Annotated in this window: 16 protein-coding genes; 6 read left to right on the forward strand and 10 right to left on the reverse strand. The window is 66.8% G+C overall.

The features are described 5' to 3' along the window. Positions 1-2 precede the first annotated feature (2 nt). Both OCQ_RS07045 and OCQ_RS07050 read left to right on the forward strand, forming a co-directional pair. Entirely contained in the window at positions 3-1,055 is a 1,053-nt protein-coding gene (locus OCQ_RS07045) for an acyl-CoA dehydrogenase family protein (protein WP_009957710.1), read from the forward strand. Next, positions 1,055-2,248, forward strand: a complete 1,194-nt coding sequence (locus OCQ_RS07050; protein WP_014379618.1) for an acyl-CoA dehydrogenase family protein — start codon at positions 1,055-1,057, stop codon at positions 2,246-2,248. Before OCQ_RS07045 ends, OCQ_RS07050 begins: the two co-directional genes overlap by 1 nt. 12 nt (positions 2,249-2,260) lie before the next feature. Here OCQ_RS07050 and OCQ_RS07055 read toward each other — a convergent pair whose 3' ends face one another. From OCQ_RS07055 to OCQ_RS07070, 4 genes are all read right to left on the reverse strand, one after another. After that, complete coding sequence (locus OCQ_RS07055) at positions 2,261-3,502, reverse strand: amidohydrolase family protein (RefSeq protein WP_014384116.1); 1,242 nt, start codon at positions 3,500-3,502, stop codon at positions 2,261-2,263. 83 nt (positions 3,503-3,585) lie between these two features. Continuing rightward, positions 3,586-4,731: a thiolase family protein gene (locus tag OCQ_RS07060; protein WP_038535603.1), complete on the reverse strand. Its 1,146-nt coding sequence runs from the start codon at positions 4,729-4,731 to the stop codon at positions 3,586-3,588. Positions 4,732-4,992: 261 nt separating this feature from the next. Next, positions 4,993-6,207, reverse strand: coding sequence for a CaiB/BaiF CoA transferase family protein (locus OCQ_RS07065; protein WP_026071496.1), 1,215 nt, complete (start codon positions 6,205-6,207; stop codon positions 4,993-4,995). A gap of 22 nt (positions 6,208-6,229) precedes the next feature. Next, complete coding sequence (locus tag OCQ_RS07070) at positions 6,230-7,438, reverse strand: cytochrome P450 (RefSeq protein ID WP_014384118.1); 1,209 nt, start codon at positions 7,436-7,438, stop codon at positions 6,230-6,232. Positions 7,439-7,591: 153 nt separating this feature from the next. Here OCQ_RS07070 and OCQ_RS07075 point away from each other — a divergent pair, with 153 nt between their 5' ends. Both OCQ_RS07075 and OCQ_RS07080 read left to right on the forward strand, forming a co-directional pair. Next, entirely contained in the window at positions 7,592-9,025 is a 1,434-nt protein-coding gene (locus OCQ_RS07075) for an aldehyde dehydrogenase family protein (RefSeq protein ID WP_014384119.1), read from the forward strand. Continuing rightward, positions 9,022-10,227, forward strand: a complete 1,206-nt coding sequence (locus OCQ_RS07080; RefSeq protein ID WP_009957701.1) for a cytochrome P450 — start codon at positions 9,022-9,024, stop codon at positions 10,225-10,227. Before OCQ_RS07075 ends, OCQ_RS07080 begins: the two co-directional genes overlap by 4 nt. On the opposite strand, the gene OCQ_RS07085 is transcribed toward OCQ_RS07080, so the two are convergent. The 6 genes from OCQ_RS07085 to OCQ_RS07110 are packed head-to-tail and all read right to left on the reverse strand — an operon-like array spanning position 10,228 to position 15,455. Then, positions 10,228-11,070, reverse strand: a complete 843-nt coding sequence (locus OCQ_RS07085; RefSeq protein WP_014379622.1) for an SDR family NAD(P)-dependent oxidoreductase — start codon at positions 11,068-11,070, stop codon at positions 10,228-10,230. Next, a complete protein-coding gene (locus tag OCQ_RS07090) occupies positions 11,067-11,540 on the reverse strand; it encodes an SRPBCC family protein (protein ID WP_008254977.1) in 474 nt (157 codons plus the stop codon). Before OCQ_RS07090 ends, OCQ_RS07085 begins: the two co-directional genes overlap by 4 nt. Before the next feature lie 3 nt (positions 11,541-11,543). After that, positions 11,544-13,196: an acyl-CoA synthetase gene (locus tag OCQ_RS07095; RefSeq protein ID WP_014384120.1), complete on the reverse strand. Its 1,653-nt coding sequence runs from the start codon at positions 13,194-13,196 to the stop codon at positions 11,544-11,546. A gap of 8 nt (positions 13,197-13,204) precedes the next feature. Then, the gene (locus OCQ_RS07100; RefSeq protein ID WP_014384121.1) at positions 13,205-13,825 is read right to left on the reverse strand and encodes a PaaI family thioesterase; all 621 of its coding nucleotides are present in this window, start codon (positions 13,823-13,825) and stop codon (positions 13,205-13,207) included. After that, complete coding sequence (locus tag OCQ_RS07105; RefSeq protein ID WP_014384122.1) at positions 13,822-14,451, reverse strand: cysteine hydrolase; 630 nt, start codon at positions 14,449-14,451, stop codon at positions 13,822-13,824. The genes OCQ_RS07100 and OCQ_RS07105 overlap by 4 nt, the downstream gene beginning before the upstream one ends. Then, positions 14,448-15,455 (reverse strand): Rieske 2Fe-2S domain-containing protein, encoded by a 1,008-nt coding sequence (locus OCQ_RS07110; protein WP_009957694.1) that lies wholly within the window; start codon positions 15,453-15,455, stop codon positions 14,448-14,450. Before OCQ_RS07110 ends, OCQ_RS07105 begins: the two co-directional genes overlap by 4 nt. Before the next feature lie 84 nt (positions 15,456-15,539). On the opposite strand from OCQ_RS07110, the gene OCQ_RS07115 reads away from it, so the two are divergent. Both OCQ_RS07115 and OCQ_RS07120 read left to right on the forward strand, forming a co-directional pair. Beyond that, a complete protein-coding gene (locus tag OCQ_RS07115; protein ID WP_014384123.1) occupies positions 15,540-15,998 on the forward strand; it encodes a nuclear transport factor 2 family protein in 459 nt (152 codons plus the stop codon). Beyond that, positions 15,985-17,607, forward strand: a complete 1,623-nt coding sequence (locus tag OCQ_RS07120; RefSeq protein WP_014384124.1) for a flavin-containing monooxygenase — start codon at positions 15,985-15,987, stop codon at positions 17,605-17,607. The genes OCQ_RS07115 and OCQ_RS07120 overlap by 14 nt, the downstream gene beginning before the upstream one ends. The last annotated feature ends 5 nt before the right edge of the window (positions 17,608-17,612 follow it).

Consider the following 17,612-nt stretch of genomic DNA (forward strand, 5'->3'; position numbering starts at 1 on the left):
GTATGGACCGTTACGAACTACGTAGGCTCGACTACAGCCTGACGTCGGATCATGAGGCGTTGCAGGCCGCGTACCGCGATTTCTTCAAGACGCATTGCCCGATCGAGACCGTGCGCGCCGCGGAGGAGACCGGCTTCGACAAGAACCTCTGGGAGCGGTTGTGCGCCATGGGCGCAACCACGATGGCCGTGCCGGAATCCGCGGGCGGAGACGGCGCGACGCTCGTCGACCTGACGCTCGTGGCCGAGGAGATCGGCCGGTCGCTGGCGCCGGTGCCGTGGATCGACCAGGTCTGCGCCGCGCGCCTGCTGGCCCGACTCGGCGCGGCGGAACCCGATGTGGTCCAGGGCACGCGACTGGCCGCGTTCGATCCCCAGCACGACAGCGCCTCCGGGGCGCGGCTGCTGCCCACCGGGTCGATCGCCGACCAGATCGTCGTGCGCGACGGCGAGGACGTCGTCGCGCTGAGCTTCGGCACCCGCCCGGCGAAGGTGGACAACATCGGTCGGCTGCCGATGGCCTGGGTGGATCCGGCCACCGCCGACACCCGAACCGTCCTGGCCAGCGGCCCTGGGGCGGCGGCGGAATATCAACGCGCGCTGGATGAGTGGCGGGTGCTGTCGGCGGCCGCGTTGGTGGGCTTGGTGGAAGAGACCATGACCATCGCCGCCGAGTTCGCCAAGACCCGCTACACGCTGGGCGTGCCGATCTCGACGCTGCAGGGCATCTCCCATCCACTGGCCAACATCGCCATCACCGTGCAGGGCGGCCGCAATCTGGCGCGGCGCGCGGCCTGGTTCCTCGACAACGAGCCCGACGAACGCCCCGAGTTGGCGCCCTCGGCGTTCGTGTTCATGGCGGAAGAGGCGCCCAAGGCCGCGACCATGGCGGTGCATGTGCAAGGCGGTCTTGGTGTTTCGGCGGAGGCGGCCGCGACGGCCTATCTTGTGCGTGCCCGCGGCTGGGCACTGGCCGGCGGGGATCCCGGGGCCAGCGCGAAGTACATCGGCGAACTCGTCGCGGCGCGCGAAGGCAACTCGAGGAAGGGCGCATAGTGGATTTCTCACGTGTCACGCTGTCCGACGACGATCGGCGTTTCCTCGACGAAGCACGCGAATTCCTGCGCACCCATGTGACCGAGGACGTCAAGCGCCGGGACCGCGAGACCGGCGACAACTTCGACGAAGGGGTGCACCTGGCGCTGGGCGCCGCCGGATACCTGGAACGCGAATGGAAGCCGGAAGCCGAAGGCGGCTTCAGCCGCGTGCATCGCCGCATCTGGGAACTCGAGAAGCGGCGCGCCCACGTGCCCTGGGTGACCTGGGGCACCACCGCCATGGTGGCGCGTTCGGTCGCGCGGTTCGGGTCGAGCGAATTGCGGGACGAGGTGCTGCCGGGCGTCTTCAGCGGGCACGTTCGGCTGTGCCTGGGCTACACCGAACCCGAGGGCGGATCCGACATCGCCACCTGTAAGACCCGCGCGGTGCGGGACGGGAACGGCTGGATTATCAATGGCTCCAAGATGTTTACCACCGGTGCCCACAACTGCCGGTACGTTTTCCTCATCACCAACACGGACCCGACTGCCCCCAAGCACAAGAGCCTGACCATGTTCCTGGTCCCGCTGGACTCCCCGGGCATCGAGATCCAGGGCATCCGCACCGTCGATGGCGATCGCACCAACATCGTCTACTACAGCGACGTGCGCGTCGACGACAAGTACCGGCTGGGCGACGTGAACGCGGGCTGGACGGTGCTGCGCGAGCCGCTCAACGTCGAGCACGGCGCGGTGGCGGCCGCCCCCGACGGGCTACAGGACGTGTCGATCATGATGCATCAGGCCGGGTTCATGGCCGACGCGCTGGACAAGGCCGCGGGTAAGGTGTCAGAGCGGGATCCGAACGGGCGCAGGCTCATTGACGATGCGGCGGTGGCGTACCGGTTGGGGCGCAGCGCCGCGCGCATGGAAGCGGCGCTCAGTGCGCCCAGCATTTTCGGCCGTGTCGCCCTCGCGCAGACGATGCGTGACATCTCCCCGGACCTGATGGACATCCTCGGCACGGCGTCCGCGCTGCCGATCGGCACCGACGGCGCGGCCGACGACGGCGCCGCGGAGTACGTGTTCAGGTTCGCGCCGCTGGTCGGGATCTACGGCGGCACCCTCGAGGTGTTCCGCAACATGATCGCGCAGTACGTGCTGGGCCTGGGCAAGCCGGCCTACGCGCCGGTCGCGCAGAAGGCTTCCTAGCGCTCGGCGGGCTTAACCTGTGCCGGCGAGGGCGGGCGGGTTGACGGCGTCCGGGTCGGGGTTGGCGATCGGCAGGCCCATGAACCGGCGCGCGTTGTCGCCCATGAAGTCATAGGTGCGCCGCTCGTCCATGTTGTCGGCGTATTTCCAGAAGCCCTTGGGTTCGGCGAGGCCTTCGGGGTGCGGGTAGTCGGAGCCGAACAGCACTCGGTCCCATCCCACCGTGTCGACGACGTCGGCCACGCAACCCTCCCAGAACGGGCTCACCCAGATGTTGCGGCGGAACACGTCGTGGGGATGCTCCGGGAAGTTCTGTGGCATCTTCTTGTATAGGTCTTCAAAGTCGTTGAACAACGGGAAGATCCACGAACTGCCGTTCTCGACGCTGGCGATGCGCAGCTTCGGGAACCGGGTCAGGGTCCCGTGGCAGATCAGGCTGGTGATCATGTCGGCAATTTCGCGGTGCCCCAGCACCATCCAGCGAAATGCGCTCATGGCCATGAAATTCTGGGTGTGGGGCGGTTCCCACGTGCCGACGTAATCGTCCAGCGGAGGGTAGCTGGCATGCAGCACGATCGGCAGGCCCGCGGCCTCGACATCGCGCCAGAACGGGTCGAATTCGGGCAGCGCCGGCGACCGCCAGCCGTGGACGCCGTTCACGGGACCCGGTTTGATCAGCGCGGCGCGGACGCCGTTGGCCAGAAGGTAGTCCAGTTCGCGCTGCGCGGCGTCGACCTCAGACAAGTTGATGATGGGTGTGGAGAAGACGCGGTCGCCGTAGTTGTAGGTCCAGTGTTCGGCCATCCACTGGTTCAACGCGTGGATGATCGCCAGTGTGAGCTCGGGGTCGTCGGCCGAGGAGTGCTCGACCAGGCTGGCCAGCGTGGGGTAGTTCAGCGCCTCGACGACACCCTGGCGGTCGAGTTCGGCCACCCGATCGACCGGGTTACGGGTCGCGGCCGGCGCCGCGATGGCCGGTCCCTGCATCTCGCGCAACGTGAGGCCCTCGGTGTTTTCCCCGGCGAAGAACTTCTCGTGCGCGCCGGGGGCCGCGACGCGTTCGAACGTCGGGTTGGGGATGAAGTCACTGACCTTGTTGTTGATCACGATGCGGGTTTGCCGCCCGATCTGGGCGAATTGGACGGCCCGCGAATACCTTTCCGGAAGGTATTTCGTCAGCGCTTCGGGCGTTTCGTACATGTGCTGGTCGGCGTCGAAGATCGGCGCTCCGGTGAATTGGGTGGATTGAGCCACGGGGATGGGTGCCCTTTCTTGCGTGAGCAGATGCAAAAGCACGGAACGCAAAGGCGTGTCGGGTGCTTTGGTGTCTGCTTGCGCTAGGTGGTCAGGATGGTGGCCGCGGCGGTACCGGGCGCACCGTAGAGCTGAGCGAATCCGACGCGTGGTTCACCGGCCACCTGAAGATCGCCGGCTTCGCCGCGGAGTTGGCGCACCAGCTCGTGAATTTGCCGCAGGCCCGACGCCCCGATCGGTTCGCCGTTGGCGATCAGCCCGCCGTCGGTGTTGACCGGCATCGAGCCGGTGATCTCGGTGGCGCCGTCGGCCAGCAGCTTCTCCTGCTCGCCGTCGGCGCAGAAACCGCATTCGGCCATGTGGATGATCTCGGCGCCGGCGTCAGTGTCCTGCAGCTGAATGACGTCGACGTCTTCCGGTGCGACACCGGCCTTTTCGAACGCGGCCTTCGCGGCATACACGGTCGGCGCCACGTCCTCGTCGACCGGGGCGAAGGTGGTGTTCACCTCGTAGGCGCCGTAGCGACGGGTGCGTACCTCGACCGCCCGCACGAAGATCGGCTTGGCGGTGTAGCGGTGCGCGATGTCGGCGCGGCACATGACCACGGCGGCGGCGCCCTCGTCGGGCGCACAGAACATGTACTGGGTGAGCGGGTAATTCAGCATCGTCGAGTTGAGGATCTCGTCTTCGGGAATCGGTTTGCGCCGAAACGCGTTCGGGTTCCGCGCGCCGTTGCGGAAGTTCTTGGCTGCCACCTTGGCCAGCGTCTGCTGGGAGATGCCGTGCTCGTGCAGGTAGCGGTTGGCTTTCATGCCGAAGAACTGGGTGGTGAGGTACTGGCCGTTCTCGGCGTACCAGCGCGGCATCCCGACCAGGGCCGGGTCCTCGGTGAACGCGCCGCGCGGATGCTTGTCCAGGCCGATGGCGATTCCGATGTCGTAGTCGCCCAACCGGATTCCGTCGGCGCAGGCCTTGGCGGCGCTGGCAGCAGTCGCGCAGGCGTTGAACACGTTGGTGAAGGGGATGCCCGAGAGCCCGACCATGCCGACGATGGCATCGGGGTTGGCGACGGTCCAGCTGCCCCCGGTGGCGGCCTGGATGTCCTTCCACTGCACGCCCGCGTCGTCGACCGCGAGCCGAATCGCGTCGACGCCCATCTCCATCGCGGACTTGCCCTCGAAGCGACCGAAGGGGTGCAGGCCCACGCCGATGATCGCGACGTCATTCATGTGCGCCACTCCTCCTCATCACTGCGTTCTGCATCGTCGTCGGCGCGATTCATGTGCGCCACTCCTCCTCATCACTGCGTTCTGCATCGTCGTCGGCGCGATTCATGTGCGCCACTCCTCCTCATCACTGCGTTCTGCATCGTCGTCGGCGCGATTCATGTGCGCCACTCCTCCTCATCACTTCGTTTTGCATCGTCGTCGGCGCGATTCATGTGCGCCACTCCTCCTCATCACTTCGTTTTGCATCGTCGTCGGCGCGATTCATGCGATGGCTCCTGAATCTTTGAGTTCGGCGATGCGGTCCCAGTCCATCCCGAGTTCCATCAGGACGATTTCGGTGTGCTCGGATGCTTGCGGGGCCCGGGTGGTGACGAGCGGTTCGTGGTTGAACTGCACCGGCCCACGGACGACCTTGAACGGTGCACCGCCGTCGTTGGACTCGACTTCGACGATCATGTCGTTGGCGATGGCTTGCTCGTCGTCGGCCAGATCGAGGAGGCTCTGAAACGGCGCCCACTGGCCTTTCATCGTTTTCAGGTGTTGTCGCCAGTAGTCGAAGGGCTTGCCGGCGAAGGCCTTTGCGATCAGCTCGGCGGCAGCGTCGGCGTTTTGGATCAACGGCAGCACGTCGCAGAAGCGGGGATCGTCGGCCGCCTCGGGGATGCCGAGGTGCTCGAAGGTGTCGCGAATGTAGCCCGTCGGGCTGACGATGCACAGGTTGATCGTGCCGCCATCGGAGGTTAAGTAATTGCCCAGGAAGGGATTCACCGATGCGGCCGCGGATCCGGGCATCGGGGTGCGCATGACCTCGCCGGTTTCCATGCCCTGCGTCACGCTCGCGCCCGCCGCCCACCACGCCGTGCTCAGCAACGACACGTCCAGCTCGAGCGCTTCGCCGGTCCGCTCGCGGTGCAGCAGCGCGGCCGAGATGCCACCGGCGATGAACATGCCGCCAATGGAGTCCCCGAACGCGGGAATGCCCTGTCCCAGTGCACCGCCCAACTCCTCGGGGGTCAGCGCGTACCCCACCCCGCTGCGCGTCCAGAACGCCGTCCCGTCATAGCCCCCGACGTCACGCTCGGCGCCCTTGTCGCCATAGGCCGAGCCGCGCGCATACACGATGTTCGGGTTCACCGCGCGGATGTGCTCCACGTCGAACTTGTGCTTCTGTCGCTGCGCGGGCATGTAGTTGGTCAGGAACACATCGGCGGACTTGGCCAGTTCGTAGATCACTTCCTGACCGCCCGGCGTGGAGACGTCGATCCCGACGCTGCGCTTGCCCCGATTGGGATGCTCTATCAGCGGATGCCGGTCGGGATTGAGCTGGAAGCCACCCATGTTGACGAAGCCACGCTGAGTATCGCCGCGCGCCGGATGCTCGACCTTAATGACGTCGGCACCCCAGTCGGCGAGGATCGCGCCGGCGGCGGGGACGAACGTGAACTGCGCAACCTCGAGGACCCGAAAGCCCTGCATTACCTTGACCATTCCCGGGACCCTACTTCGCGTCGAACGTAACCGGAAGCGCGGTCGGCGAACGGAACGGCTGACCGTGGACATGCGGATCGTCATCGGTGAGCAGGTTGATGTTGGTCACCCGATCCAGCAGGCATTCGAGCGCGACCCGGGTCTCCATGCGCGCGAGGTGCAGACCCAAGCAGGTGTGCTCCCCGGCGGCGAACGAGATGTGCGGCACGTGCGCACGGAAGATGTCGAACTCTTCCGGGCGCTCCCAGCGGTGTCCGTCGCGATTCGCCGAGCCGATGCAGAGGTCGACCACCGAGCGGGCCGGGATCGTGACCCCTTCCAGTTCGGTGTCTTCGGAGGTGAACCGCTGCACCGTGGTCAACGGCGTCTCGAAGCGCAGGCCCTCCTCGATCGCCGGTGCGATCAGGGTGCGATCGGCCTGCACCGCGGCGAGCTGCTCGGGGTGGGTGAGCAACAGGAACAGCAGGTTGCCCGAGGACCGATAGGTGGTTTCCAGCCCGGCGGGCAGCAGCAGGCGCAGGAACGAGTAGATGGCTTCGTCGCTGAGCTTTTCGCCGTCGATCTCGGCGGTGACCAGGTCGCCGATGATGTCCTCGGTCGGCTCGGCCTTGCGCGCTTCGATCTGCTCGAGGAAGTAGTCCTTCAACGCCGCCGACGCTTCGAAGGCGCGTTCGTATTTGACGGCGTAGCTGATCAGTTCGACCGCGCGTCGGTGAAACATGGGCAGGTCGTCTGCCGGCAGACCCAACAGGGTGGCGATGACCCGGGTGGGAAACTCGAAGGTGAATTGGCGGACCAGATCGGCCCGGCCGGAGTCGATGAACTCGTCGATGAGGGCGTTGCAGATCGGCCGGACGACGGTGGGTTCCCAGCGGGCCAGGGCCTTGGACTTGAACGCCGCGGACACCAGGTTGCGGTGGTCGCGGTGTTTTTTGCCCTCCATCGCCAGGATGGTCGGCCCCATGAACAGGCCGATGGTGGTGTCGTACATCGCCGAACTGAACACCCGGCCGTCGCGAAACGCCTTGTTCACCGCGTCGAAGGACACCGCCGCGAAGGACCGCTTGGGTCGCAGCGACTCGGGGGTCTTGGAGTAGTCCATGACGGTGCCGTGGAAAACGCCGCCCTCGCTGCGCTTCCGCGCGAAGTAGGGGTACGGGTCGCGCAGGTAGTCGCCCGGCTTGTCGCCGGTGACGGCATCCTGAAGCTGACTTTCCACGGCTGCTCTCCGGCTCGGGTACACGGTCGTACTGTAAAGATTACAGTAGACTATATCGACGCGGCTACGGCTGCCGTAAGCTGTGCAGCCATGGGTTCAGTTGGCCAACAGGTTGACGGTCCGGCGGGGCGGCGGCAAGCCGATTTACGGGCGATGCTGGACCGGCAACGGCGCTCCTTTGTGGCCGAGGGGCCGCCCACCGCCGCGGTCCGGCGCAACCGTATCGATCGGCTGATGGCGCTGCTGCTGGACAACAGCGACGCGTTCATCGATGCCATGGCCGCCGACTACGGCACCCGGTCCAAGGCGGCCTCGTTGTTCACCGAGATCATCGGGATCACTTCTGTGGTCGAGCACACCAGATCCCATGTGGCGCAATGGATGCGTCCGGCCAAACTGATGCCCGCCGCGCGGCTGTGTGGCCTGCGGGCCGAAGTCGAGCCCACCCCGCTCGGCGTCGTCGGCGTGATCGGTCCATGGAATTTCCCGGTCAACCTCGTGGTGCTGCCCGCGTCGGCGGCGTTCGCCGCCGGCAACCGGGTGATGATCAAGATGTCGGAGATCACCGCGCATACCGCGGATCTGATGGCGGCGACCGCGCCCAAGTACTTCGACCCGGCCGAGCTCGACGTGGTCACCGGTGGCGCCGACGTCGCGGCCGCCTTCGCGGCGTTGCCGTTCGATCATCTGTTCTTCACCGGCTCGCCGTCGGTGGGTGCGTTGGTCCAACGCGCGGCCGCCCAGAACCTCGTTCCGGTGACCCTGGAACTGGGCGGCAAGAACCCGGTGGTGGTTGCGCCGGGCGCCGACATTGCGCGATCGGCGGCGCGCATCGCGCGGGCCCGGATGGTCAACGGCGGACAGGTATGCGTCTGCCCCGATTACGTCATGGTGCCCGACGACCACCTCGACAGCTTCGTCGACACCGCCCGCGAAACGTTGCGCGGGATGTTCCCGACGGTGATCGCCAACGCCGACTACTGCTCCAGCGTCAACCAGGCCAATTTCGACCGAGTGGTACGACTGATCGACGACGCGCGGGCACACGGCGCCCGCGTGGAAACGATTGGCCCGGAGGGCGAGTCGCTGCCCGACCGCGCCAGCCGCAAAATTGCGCCCACCATTGTCCGCGACATCGACGACCGGATGCGGATCGCCGACGAAGAGGTCTTCGGCCCGGTGCTGACCGTCATGGGCTACTCCCGTCTGAACGAGGCAATCGACTACATCAACGGGCGGCCGGCGCCGCTGGTGGCGTACTGGTACGGTCCCGACGACGAGAATTTCCGCAGCTTTGTCCGCAACACCCGCAGCGGCGGCGTCGCCCGCAACGACTTTGCGGCGCAGATGATCCCGTCCGCGGCGCCGTTCGGGGGAGTGGGGCGCAGCGGGATGGGCGCCTATCACGGCAAGGCCGGGTTCGACACCTTCAGCCACTACCGCACCGTGGTCGGCAATGACCTGCCGTTCAGCATCACCGGAACCGCGGCGCCGCCGTTCGGCAGTTCGTTGCGGTTCTACGCCAACACCGCCCTGCGAATCGCGCGGGCCCGCACGCACCGCCGACTCAGGAAAGTTGCGAAATGACCGTCGCCGAACTGGAATTCGACCCGTTCTCGGAGGACTTCTTCAACGGGCCGTACGAAACCTACCGACGGATGCGTGAGGAAGCCCCCGTCTACTACAGCGAACGGTACGACTTCTACGCGCTGAGCCGCCACGTGGACGTCGCCGCGGCGTACAAGAACTTCGAGACGTACTCGTCGGCGCGCGGCGTGGACCTCGCGGCTGTGCGCTCCGAGGAACCGATGGGGCACAAGTCGATCATCATGATGGACCCGCCCGAGCACCGGCACATGCGCGGCCTGGTCAACAAGGTGTTCACGCCGCGCGCCATCGAAGCGATGCGCCCGCTGGTGACCGGACTGGTCGACCGCTATCTCGACGCCACCGACCCCGCGGGATTCGATGTCGTCCAGGATTTCTCGGCGTTGTTCCCCGTCGAGGTCATCACGACGATGCTCGGGGTGCCGGAAGAGGACCGTCAGCAGATCCGGCTGTGGCTCGACACGTTCCTGCACCGCGAGCCGGGCGAGGTCGAGATGTCGGAGGCCGGCGTGCAGGCCGCCACGCAGATGGCGATCGCCTACTACCAGTTGGTGAAGGAGCGCAGGGCCGCCCCGCGCGACGACATGATCAGCGCCCTGGTGGCGGCCCGCGTCGAGCGCGAGAACGGTGAGCTCACGGCCTTGGACAACATCGAAATCGCCCAGTTCGCCGTGCTATTGGGTGGGGCCGGCGCCGAGACGGTGACCAAGCTGGTGGCCAACGCGGTGGTGCTGTTTGCGCGCCATCCCGAGCAATGGCAGAAACTGCTCGACGACCGCAGCAAGGTCCCCGCGGCCGTCGAAGAGGTGCTGCGCTACGAATCCCCGAACCAGTACAACGTGCGCTGCTCGCGCGAAGACGTCACCCTGCACGGCGTCACCATCCCCGCCGGCAAGCCGGTGTTTTTGCTGCTGGGTTCGGCCAACCGTGATCCCGACGCGTGGACGAAGCCAGAGGTCTTCGACATCGAGCGTGACCGCACCGAGGCGCAGAACCTCGGATTCGGGTACGGGATCCACAGCTGCCTCGGGGCGGCGCTGGCACGCATGGAAAGCTCTGTCGCACTGCAGAAGCTGCTCGATCACATGCCCCGCTATGAGGTGGACTGGGCGGGCTGCCGTCGTGTCAACATGCAAAACGTCGCGGGCTGGAACAACGTCCCGGTGCGGGTATTGCCGTAGTCAGGCGCCGGCGCGCCCCGAACGCGAATTCGTCACCCTCGCGGCATAGGCCTGCACCGCGGCGTAGTGCGCGCCTAGCAGCCGGGGCATCGCCGCCATCACGCGCCCGTCAGGGCCGATGAGGATCCTCGCCCGGTTCTTCTCGGCCCCACGCAGAATGAGGCGGGCGGCCTTCTCGGGGGAGGTGATTGCCGCGCGCGCAAAGAGTTTGGCCGCCTGGTCGGGGTCCTCCGTCTCGGCGGCGCGCATGTTGGCCCCGAAGTTGGTTTTGACCACCCCGGGGTGCACGCAGTGGACGGTCACCGGGTGACGTTCGATGATCATCTCTTGGCGCAGCGCCTCGGTGAAACCGCGCACCGCGAACTTCGCGGTGCTGTAGGCGCCTTGGTAGGGCACCGCGATCAACCCGAAGGCACTGGACAGGTTCACCAACCGCGACGGGTGCTGGCCGGAACCGGCCTCGACGAGTTGCGGCAGGAAGGCCTTGGTGCCGTTGACGACCCCACCGATGTTGATGCCGATGAGCCAGTCGAAATCTTTCCACGACATGTCCGCCACGCTCGCGAACAGGTCGACTCCGGCGTTGTTGAACAACATCGAGGCGGGCCCGAGTTGCCGGTGCACGTCTTCGGCGAAGCCCAGCACCGCGTCCCGGTCCGCCACGTCGACCCGGTACGGCGTGACCTGGCCGGGTGGGCACGCTGCTTGCGTCTCGCTGAGGCCCTTTTCGTCGATGTCGGCGGCCGCGACATGCGCCCCGCCGCGAGTGAGGGCCTGCGTCAGTGCGCGGCCGATGCCGGAGCCGGCGCCCGTGACGACAGCGATGCGCCCGTGATAGTTCATGGATTCCCTGCCTCGACAATCGTGCGGATCCGGTCCACCGAAAGTTCGAGGTTCGCTTGAAGATCTTTACGACGATCCCGGATGAACAAGAAGAGGCGCTCGAACGCCACTGCGGCCCATGGCAATGGGACACACATCCGGACGACTTCGGTGAGGCGCGATGTGCCGGCGGTGGAGCCGGGTTCGATGAGATATGTCCACTGCGTCCAGTCCCCGCCCATGGCCTGAACGACGAACGAGAACCGTTGTCCCGGTGCGGCTTCGGCGACGACCGCTTCGGTCCGCCACCGCCCCAGCCGCCTTCGGTTCCAGGCCCGAAAACGGTCCGGAGCCAGCCACTGGGCACGCACGGTCTCCGGGCTCCACTCCGGGATCCGCGTGACGTCGGAGACGACGGCGTACACCTGTTCCGCGGAGGCTCGCACCTCGGTCGATGCCGTCAGCGTCTCGTCCTTCTGCAGCAATGACATCGCTCAGCCACTCACCGCCTGCTCACGCGCCCACCGATAGTCGGCCTTGCCCGACGGGCTGCGCTCGATGACCGGACGGAACACGATCGCCTTGGGCAGTTTGTAGCGCGCCAACGTGTTTGAGGCGTGGGCCACCAGCTCGTCGGCCTCGGCGCGGGCGCCCTGGGCCAGCGCCACGACCGCGACAACCTCCTGGCCCCACCGTTCGCTCGGCCGCCCGGCGACCACCACGTCGGCCACGGCGGGATGCGACGCGATGGCCGTTTCGACCTCCTCGACGAAGATCTTCTCGCCGCCGGAGTTGATGGTCACCGAGTCGCGGCCGAGCAGTTCGACGGAGCCGTCGGCGCCGTGGCGCGCGCGGTCACCGGGGACGGCGTAGCGAACGCCGTCGATCACCGGAAAAGTCTTGGCGGTCTTGGCCGCATCGCCCTTGTAGCCGAGCGGAACGTAACCGCGTTGGGCCAGCCAGCCCATCCCCTCGTGCCCGGGTTCCAGGATCGCCGTCAGATCCTCGGCGGCCACGAACGTGTCCGGCCCGGCGTTGAACGTGCCGGTCGCGACCGCCCCCGAGGTCGACATGTGGTGCATCTGCGCCCCGGTCTCCGACGAGCCGACGCCGTCGACGACGACGGCGTTCGGCAGCACTTCGATCAAGCGCTGCTTGACGTACGGGGTCAACAGGGCGCCGCCGTTGGCGACGACCGCCAGCGACGACACGTCGGCGATCCCTTTCTCGATGGCGGTGACCAGGGGGCGGGCCATCGCGTCACCGACCACCGTCACCACCGCGACCTTTTCCCGCTCGATGGTGCGGACCACGTCGTCGGCGTCCAAATGATCGACGACCGTAGGGAAGACGACGGATTGGCCCGTGGTGATCGCGGTCATCACGCTCCACTGGGCCGCACCGTGGATCAGCGGGGGCAGGATCATCAACTTGGTGCCCGGCCCCGCGGCCGCGCGCTCCACGATCTCGTCGATGGACTGGGACGGCTCGCCGGTCATGAGGTTGCGCCCGCCGAAGGACGTCATGAAGATGTCGTGCTGGCGCCACAGCACGCCCTTCGGCATGCCGGTCGTGCCCCCGGTGTACAGGACGTACAGGTCGTCGGCGGAGTGCTGCACCGGCGGCGGTTCCGGGGACACGGATGCCAGGGCGGCCTCGTAATCGATTGCGCCGTTGAGCAGGTCGTTGCCCGAGGCGTCGGCGATCTGGATCAGTACGCGTAGCTGTGGCAGGTCCGGGAGGATCTCGGCGACCCGCGGTGCGAACGCGGCGTGGTAGAGCAGCGCGGTGGCCCCCGAGTCCGCCAGCAGATACTGCAGCTCGCTTTTCACATAGCGGAAGTTGACGTTGAACGGGGCGACCCGCGCCTGGAAGCTGCCCAGCAGCGCCTCGACGAATTCGTTCCCGTTGTAGGCGTAGAGGCCGAGCAGGTCTTGGCCCACCTCGTGGCCCGCCAGCGCGTCGCGCTCGGTGTGACACCCCAGCCCCTGCGAGTGCAGGTAGGCGGCCAGCCGGTTGGAGCGGTCGATCACCTGCGCGTAGGTGTACCGGCGATCCCCATGGATGATCAGCTCGCGGTCGGGGATGGCCGCCGCGACGGCCTTCGCGACGGCAGGCACCGTGAATGTTGTTGTGGTGTCGGACATCGTGCCTCTCACGGCTGGTGGGGTAGCAGGCGAACCATCAGGCCGTTGGCTTCGCTGAGCAACGTGCCGTCCGCGTCTGTCATAGTAGCGTCAATGAAAACTTTCCTGCCCTCGGCTTTGGTGATGCGCCCCTGAGCGCTCAGCGGATGGTCGATCGGGGTGATATTCCGGTAGTCGACATGCAGGTAGGCGGTGCGCGTCGGCCGGATATCCGCGGTGGACACCACCATGCCGAACAACCAGTCGTAGAACAGCGGGATCATGCCGCCGTGCACGGCCCGGTTCCCGCCGATGTGCGAGGCGGTGAAATGCCCGGCCATCCTCACACCGTCGGGGCCGGACTCGGTCACCATCCAGGGCGGCAGGAGGGGATGGGCCAACCCGGGCAGGGTCAGCACCCGGCCGGCCACCGCCTCGATCTCCGGGACCTGGTGGCCGTCCAGCAGCGCACAGGCGTTCTCCAGGTGCGCCGTCGCGGCGGCCCACAGCGCGGGGTCCGGCTTGGTGGACACGGTCAGGTCCTGCAGGCGACGCAGCGCGGCGACGAACGGGCCCAGCTCGGCGGGAGCGTCCTCGACGGGCTTGACGTCGGGGAACCCGCCGCGAACTTCCGGCGCGGTATCGGTCATCGGGCTCCCTTGTCCCAGGCCTGCAGCAGATCGTCGGTGCTGGTGACGGTGGCCAGCAGCGACAGCGTGTTGGCGATCATCGCTGCACCATAGTCGGCGGGGATGCCGGCCACCGCGTCGCGGGGCAGGACCACCCGGTAGGCGGCGTTGACCGCGTCCATGACGAGGTTGGGAATCGCGATGTTGAGCGAAACGCCCACCACGACAATGGTGGATACGCCGAGATTGCGTAACACCGAGTCCAGATCGGTGCCGCCCATCGGGCCCACGCCGTGCCAGCGGCGCAACACCAAATCCGAAGGCTCCGGCCCTAATTCGGGCAGCAACTCCGCACCCGGTGTGCCGGGCGTGATGTCCACCCGGTTGCCGCCGCCCATCGCGAAGATCTTCGCGTTGTGATTGGAGCCGAGCCCGTCGGGCCGCCGTTGCACCAGGCAATGCACAACGCGCACCCCGGCCGCCCGGGCCGCGGGCAGCAGGCGCGCGATGTTGGGCAGCGCCTCGCGGCGAGCCTCCTCGGCGAGCATGGCCAGGCCGGCATCGGGACCCATCACCGCGCCCTGGCACTCCTGGGTGACGATCGCGGTGTGCTCGGGTGCGGCCAGTCCGGCCAGCAGGTCCGTCATGCGGGGGCGCCCACCGGCGCGACGTCATAGAACTGCGTCGCCCACTTCCGCAGTGCCATATAGCCTTTCGCGTCGACTTTGGACAGCGGCGGACGCTCTACGTACTTTTGGTAGCGCCAGATCTGCAGGTCGTCGAACACGGTGGACAAGAACTGCTTCTCGATGACCTCCCGGAGTTTGCCCTCCGGTACGGGGGAGTCATCGCCGGGGATCCGCGGCCACCAGATCGAGTAGAACAGGTCCGAACACTCGTCGTCGACCGGTGTGCACGTGAAGATCAGCCGGTGATTCTGCGCGCCCTCGAAAACGCTGATGGCCCCGCCGAGGCCGAACAGGTGGCTGTGGAACCGCAACGCGAGGTCCTCGGGGTCGTCGCTGTTCGCATCAGGCCAGCCGGCGATGAACTGCCACTCGTGGTCGACGATCTTCCAGTCGAGGACTCGGGGTGTCACCGTGGCGTGGTGCACGTACTCGAAATGGGCGCTGTCGGGGGCGTTCTCGGCCACGATCTGCGGATGCACCGGCTCGCGCTCCGCGCGCCGGGAAAACTCCGGATATGCCCGGTAGTAGGCCGCCGGATCGGTCTCGAATTGGGGGAACTTCCTGAAGATGTCCGGCATTTCCCACTGCGGTTCCTTGCCGTCCGGGTGGTGCCAGATGAACACGCAGTCGTATTGCTCGCGGACGGGATACACCTTCAGGTGTAGCGCGCGGTTGGGTCGGTCCGGCTGATAGGGGATGTATTTGTTGCAGCCGTCCGGGCCCCAGCGCCAGCCGTGGAAGGGGCACTCGACGCAGTCGCCGACCACCTTGCCGCCGTGGCCGATGTGGGCGCCGAGGTGTTTGCAGTGCGCTTCCAGGACGTGCAGCTCGCCCGACTCGTCGCGGTAGGCGACCAGGTCCTCGCCGAAATAGTGCAGCGGCCGGACCTCGCCGACGGGAAACTCCGGGGACCAGCCGACCATGAACCAGCCGGTGACCTTCCAGGTGAAGGGGACTTTCACGTCGGCGCCTCCCGCGATCGTTGATACTAAATCCATTACAGTATAGATTTCAGCAGTCCGGCCCGCGCGCGGCAAGGGAGTGAGATGACGACAGCGGCTGACGAGCTGGAAGCCATCCGGCAGCTCAAGGCGCGCTACTGCCGTTTCCTGGACACCAAAGACCTCGAGTCCTGGCGCGGAGTGTTCACCGCCGACGTCGTGGTGACGCTCGACATGGCGGTGTCCACCGCCGGTGCGGACCCCCAGACCGCGCCGCCGATCGAGCGCGTCGAGAACTTCGCACCGATGGTGATGGGCGGCCTCGAGGGCGTGGCCACCAAACATCACTGCCACACCCCCGAGATCACGCTCACCTCGGCCACCACCGCGACCGGCATCTGGGCGATGGAGGACCTGCTGATCTTCGGTGACGGCCGCGAGTTGTACGGCGCCGGGCACTACCACGAGACCTACGAGAAGCGGGACGGTCGTTGGCAGATCAAGTCCTTGCACCTGACGCGAACCATCTTGAAGATGACCGGCGGTGACGATGGCCGACGCTGATCCCTCGTTCGACGTTCTCGTCATCGGCGCCGGATTCTCCGGGCTGTACATGCTGCACCGGCTGCGGGAACTCGGGCTGCGCACCCGTGTGCTGGAGATGGCCGAAAACGTGGGCGGCACCTGGCTTTTCAACAGATACCCCGGCGCGCGGTGCGACATCGAGAGCATCGAATACTCCTACAGCTTCTCCGAAGAGATTCAGCAGGAGTGGGTGTGGACCGAGTCGATGCCGGCCCAGCCCGAGATCGAGGCCTACCTGAACTTCGTGGCCGACCGGCTCGACCTCCGCCGTGACATCCAATTCGGCACCAAGGTCGTCGCGATGACGTTCGACGACGAAGCCGCGACGTGGTCGGTGCGCACCGAAACCGGCGAAACCTTCCGCGTTCCCTTCGTCGTCGCCGCCTCCGGCATCCTGTCGGTGCCGTTGGAACCCGACATCCCCGGGATGGGCACGTTCGCCGGGCTGTCGCTGTTCACCAGCCGCTGGCCCGAGGGCGGCGTCGACCTCACCGGCAAGCGCGTCGGCGTCATCGGTACCGGCTCGACCGGCGTCCAGCTCATCCCCGTCGTCGCCCGAGAAGCCCTGCAGCTGTCGGTATTTCAGCGCTCACCCGCCTACACCCTGCCCTGGCGGGTGCATCGCTTCGCCCCGGGCGAGCTCGACGACATGAAGGCCCGGTATGGCGAGATCCGTGCGGCCCAGCGCGCCCACCCGATCGGCGCGGCCCGGCTGAGCGCCTTCTCCGTCCTGCTCGAAATGCTCGGCAGGCCGCCGCTGAAGTCGGCGACGCGCGAAGAACAACTGCGCGCCATCGAGGAGCACGGCGTCATGGGCGCATTGAACTGGGGCGACATCTTCTTCGACATCGAAGCCAACCGGATGGCCGCCAAGCTGTACGGCGAGGCGGTGGCGCGGATCGTCAAGGACCCGGAGACCGCCGCCTCCCTGGTGCCGGTGCATCCGTTCGCGTGTAAGCGACCGATCATCGACCAGGGCTACTACGAGACCTTCAACCGCGACAACGTCACCCTGGTCGACCTGCGCAAGTCGCCGATCCGCGAGGTCACGCCCGCCGGCATCCGCACCGAGGACCGGCTGCACGAGCTCGACGTCATCGTCTACGCCACCGGGTTCGACGCCATGACCGGCGCGCTCAGCCGGATCGACGTTCGCGGCCGCGGCGGCGTCTCGCTCGGCGAATTCTGGGCCACCGAAGGCCCGCTGTCGTATCTGGGTCTGGCGGTCGCCGGGTTCCCCAACCTCTTCACGGTTCAGGGCCCCGGCAGCCCGAGCGCCGCGACGAACTTCGTCGCCGCCCTCGAGCAGCACGTGGAGTGGATCGGCGACTGCATCGCGTACCTGCGCGCCCACGACATCCGCACCATCGAGGCATTGAGCACCGCTCAGCAGGAGTGGATCGACCACGCCACGGCGCTTGTTGCGCCGACGGTGCTGGTGCATCCGTCGTGCAACTCCTGGTACAACGGTGGCAACGTGCCCGGCAAGAAACGGATGTACATGGGCTATACCGGCGGAATCCCCGAATACCGGCGGCGCTGCGACGAGATCGCGGCAAGCGGATACACCGGGTTCAAACTGGCGTAGCTGTT

Origin of the sequence: Mycobacterium paraintracellulare (genome assembly GCF_000276825.1) — a bacterium.
In the GTDB taxonomy this organism is placed as follows: domain Bacteria; phylum Actinomycetota; class Actinomycetes; order Mycobacteriales; family Mycobacteriaceae; genus Mycobacterium; species Mycobacterium intracellulare.

What these genes read in the sequence shown, in the direction of transcription:
- OCQ_RS07045 (WP_009957710.1), top strand. Translation starts at nt 3, where the DNA reads ATGGACCGTTACGAACTACGTAGGCTCGACTACAGCCTGACGTCGGAT.
- OCQ_RS07060 (WP_038535603.1), bottom strand. Translation starts at nt 4,731, where the DNA reads ATGAATGACGTCGCGATCATCGGCGTGGGCCTGCACCCCTTCGGTCGC.
- OCQ_RS07065 (WP_026071496.1), bottom strand. Translation starts at nt 6,207, where the DNA reads ATGCAGGGCTTTCGGGTCCTCGAGGTTGCGCAGTTCACGTTCGTCCCC.
- OCQ_RS07075 (WP_014384119.1), top strand. Translation starts at nt 7,592, where the DNA reads ATGCTGGACCGGCAACGGCGCTCCTTTGTGGCCGAGGGGCCGCCCACC.
- OCQ_RS07080 (WP_009957701.1), top strand. Translation starts at nt 9,022, where the DNA reads ATGACCGTCGCCGAACTGGAATTCGACCCGTTCTCGGAGGACTTCTTC.
- OCQ_RS07085 (WP_014379622.1), bottom strand. Translation starts at nt 11,070, where the DNA reads ATGAACTATCACGGGCGCATCGCTGTCGTCACGGGCGCCGGCTCCGGC.
- OCQ_RS07090 (WP_008254977.1), bottom strand. Translation starts at nt 11,540, where the DNA reads ATGTCATTGCTGCAGAAGGACGAGACGCTGACGGCATCGACCGAGGTG.
- OCQ_RS07095 (WP_014384120.1), bottom strand. Translation starts at nt 13,196, where the DNA reads ATGTCCGACACCACAACAACATTCACGGTGCCTGCCGTCGCGAAGGCC.
- OCQ_RS07100 (WP_014384121.1), bottom strand. Translation starts at nt 13,825, where the DNA reads ATGACCGATACCGCGCCGGAAGTTCGCGGCGGGTTCCCCGACGTCAAG.
- OCQ_RS07105 (WP_014384122.1), bottom strand. Translation starts at nt 14,451, where the DNA reads ATGACGGACCTGCTGGCCGGACTGGCCGCACCCGAGCACACCGCGATC.
- OCQ_RS07115 (WP_014384123.1), top strand. Translation starts at nt 15,540, where the DNA reads ATGACGACAGCGGCTGACGAGCTGGAAGCCATCCGGCAGCTCAAGGCG.
- OCQ_RS07120 (WP_014384124.1), top strand. Translation starts at nt 15,985, where the DNA reads ATGGCCGACGCTGATCCCTCGTTCGACGTTCTCGTCATCGGCGCCGGA.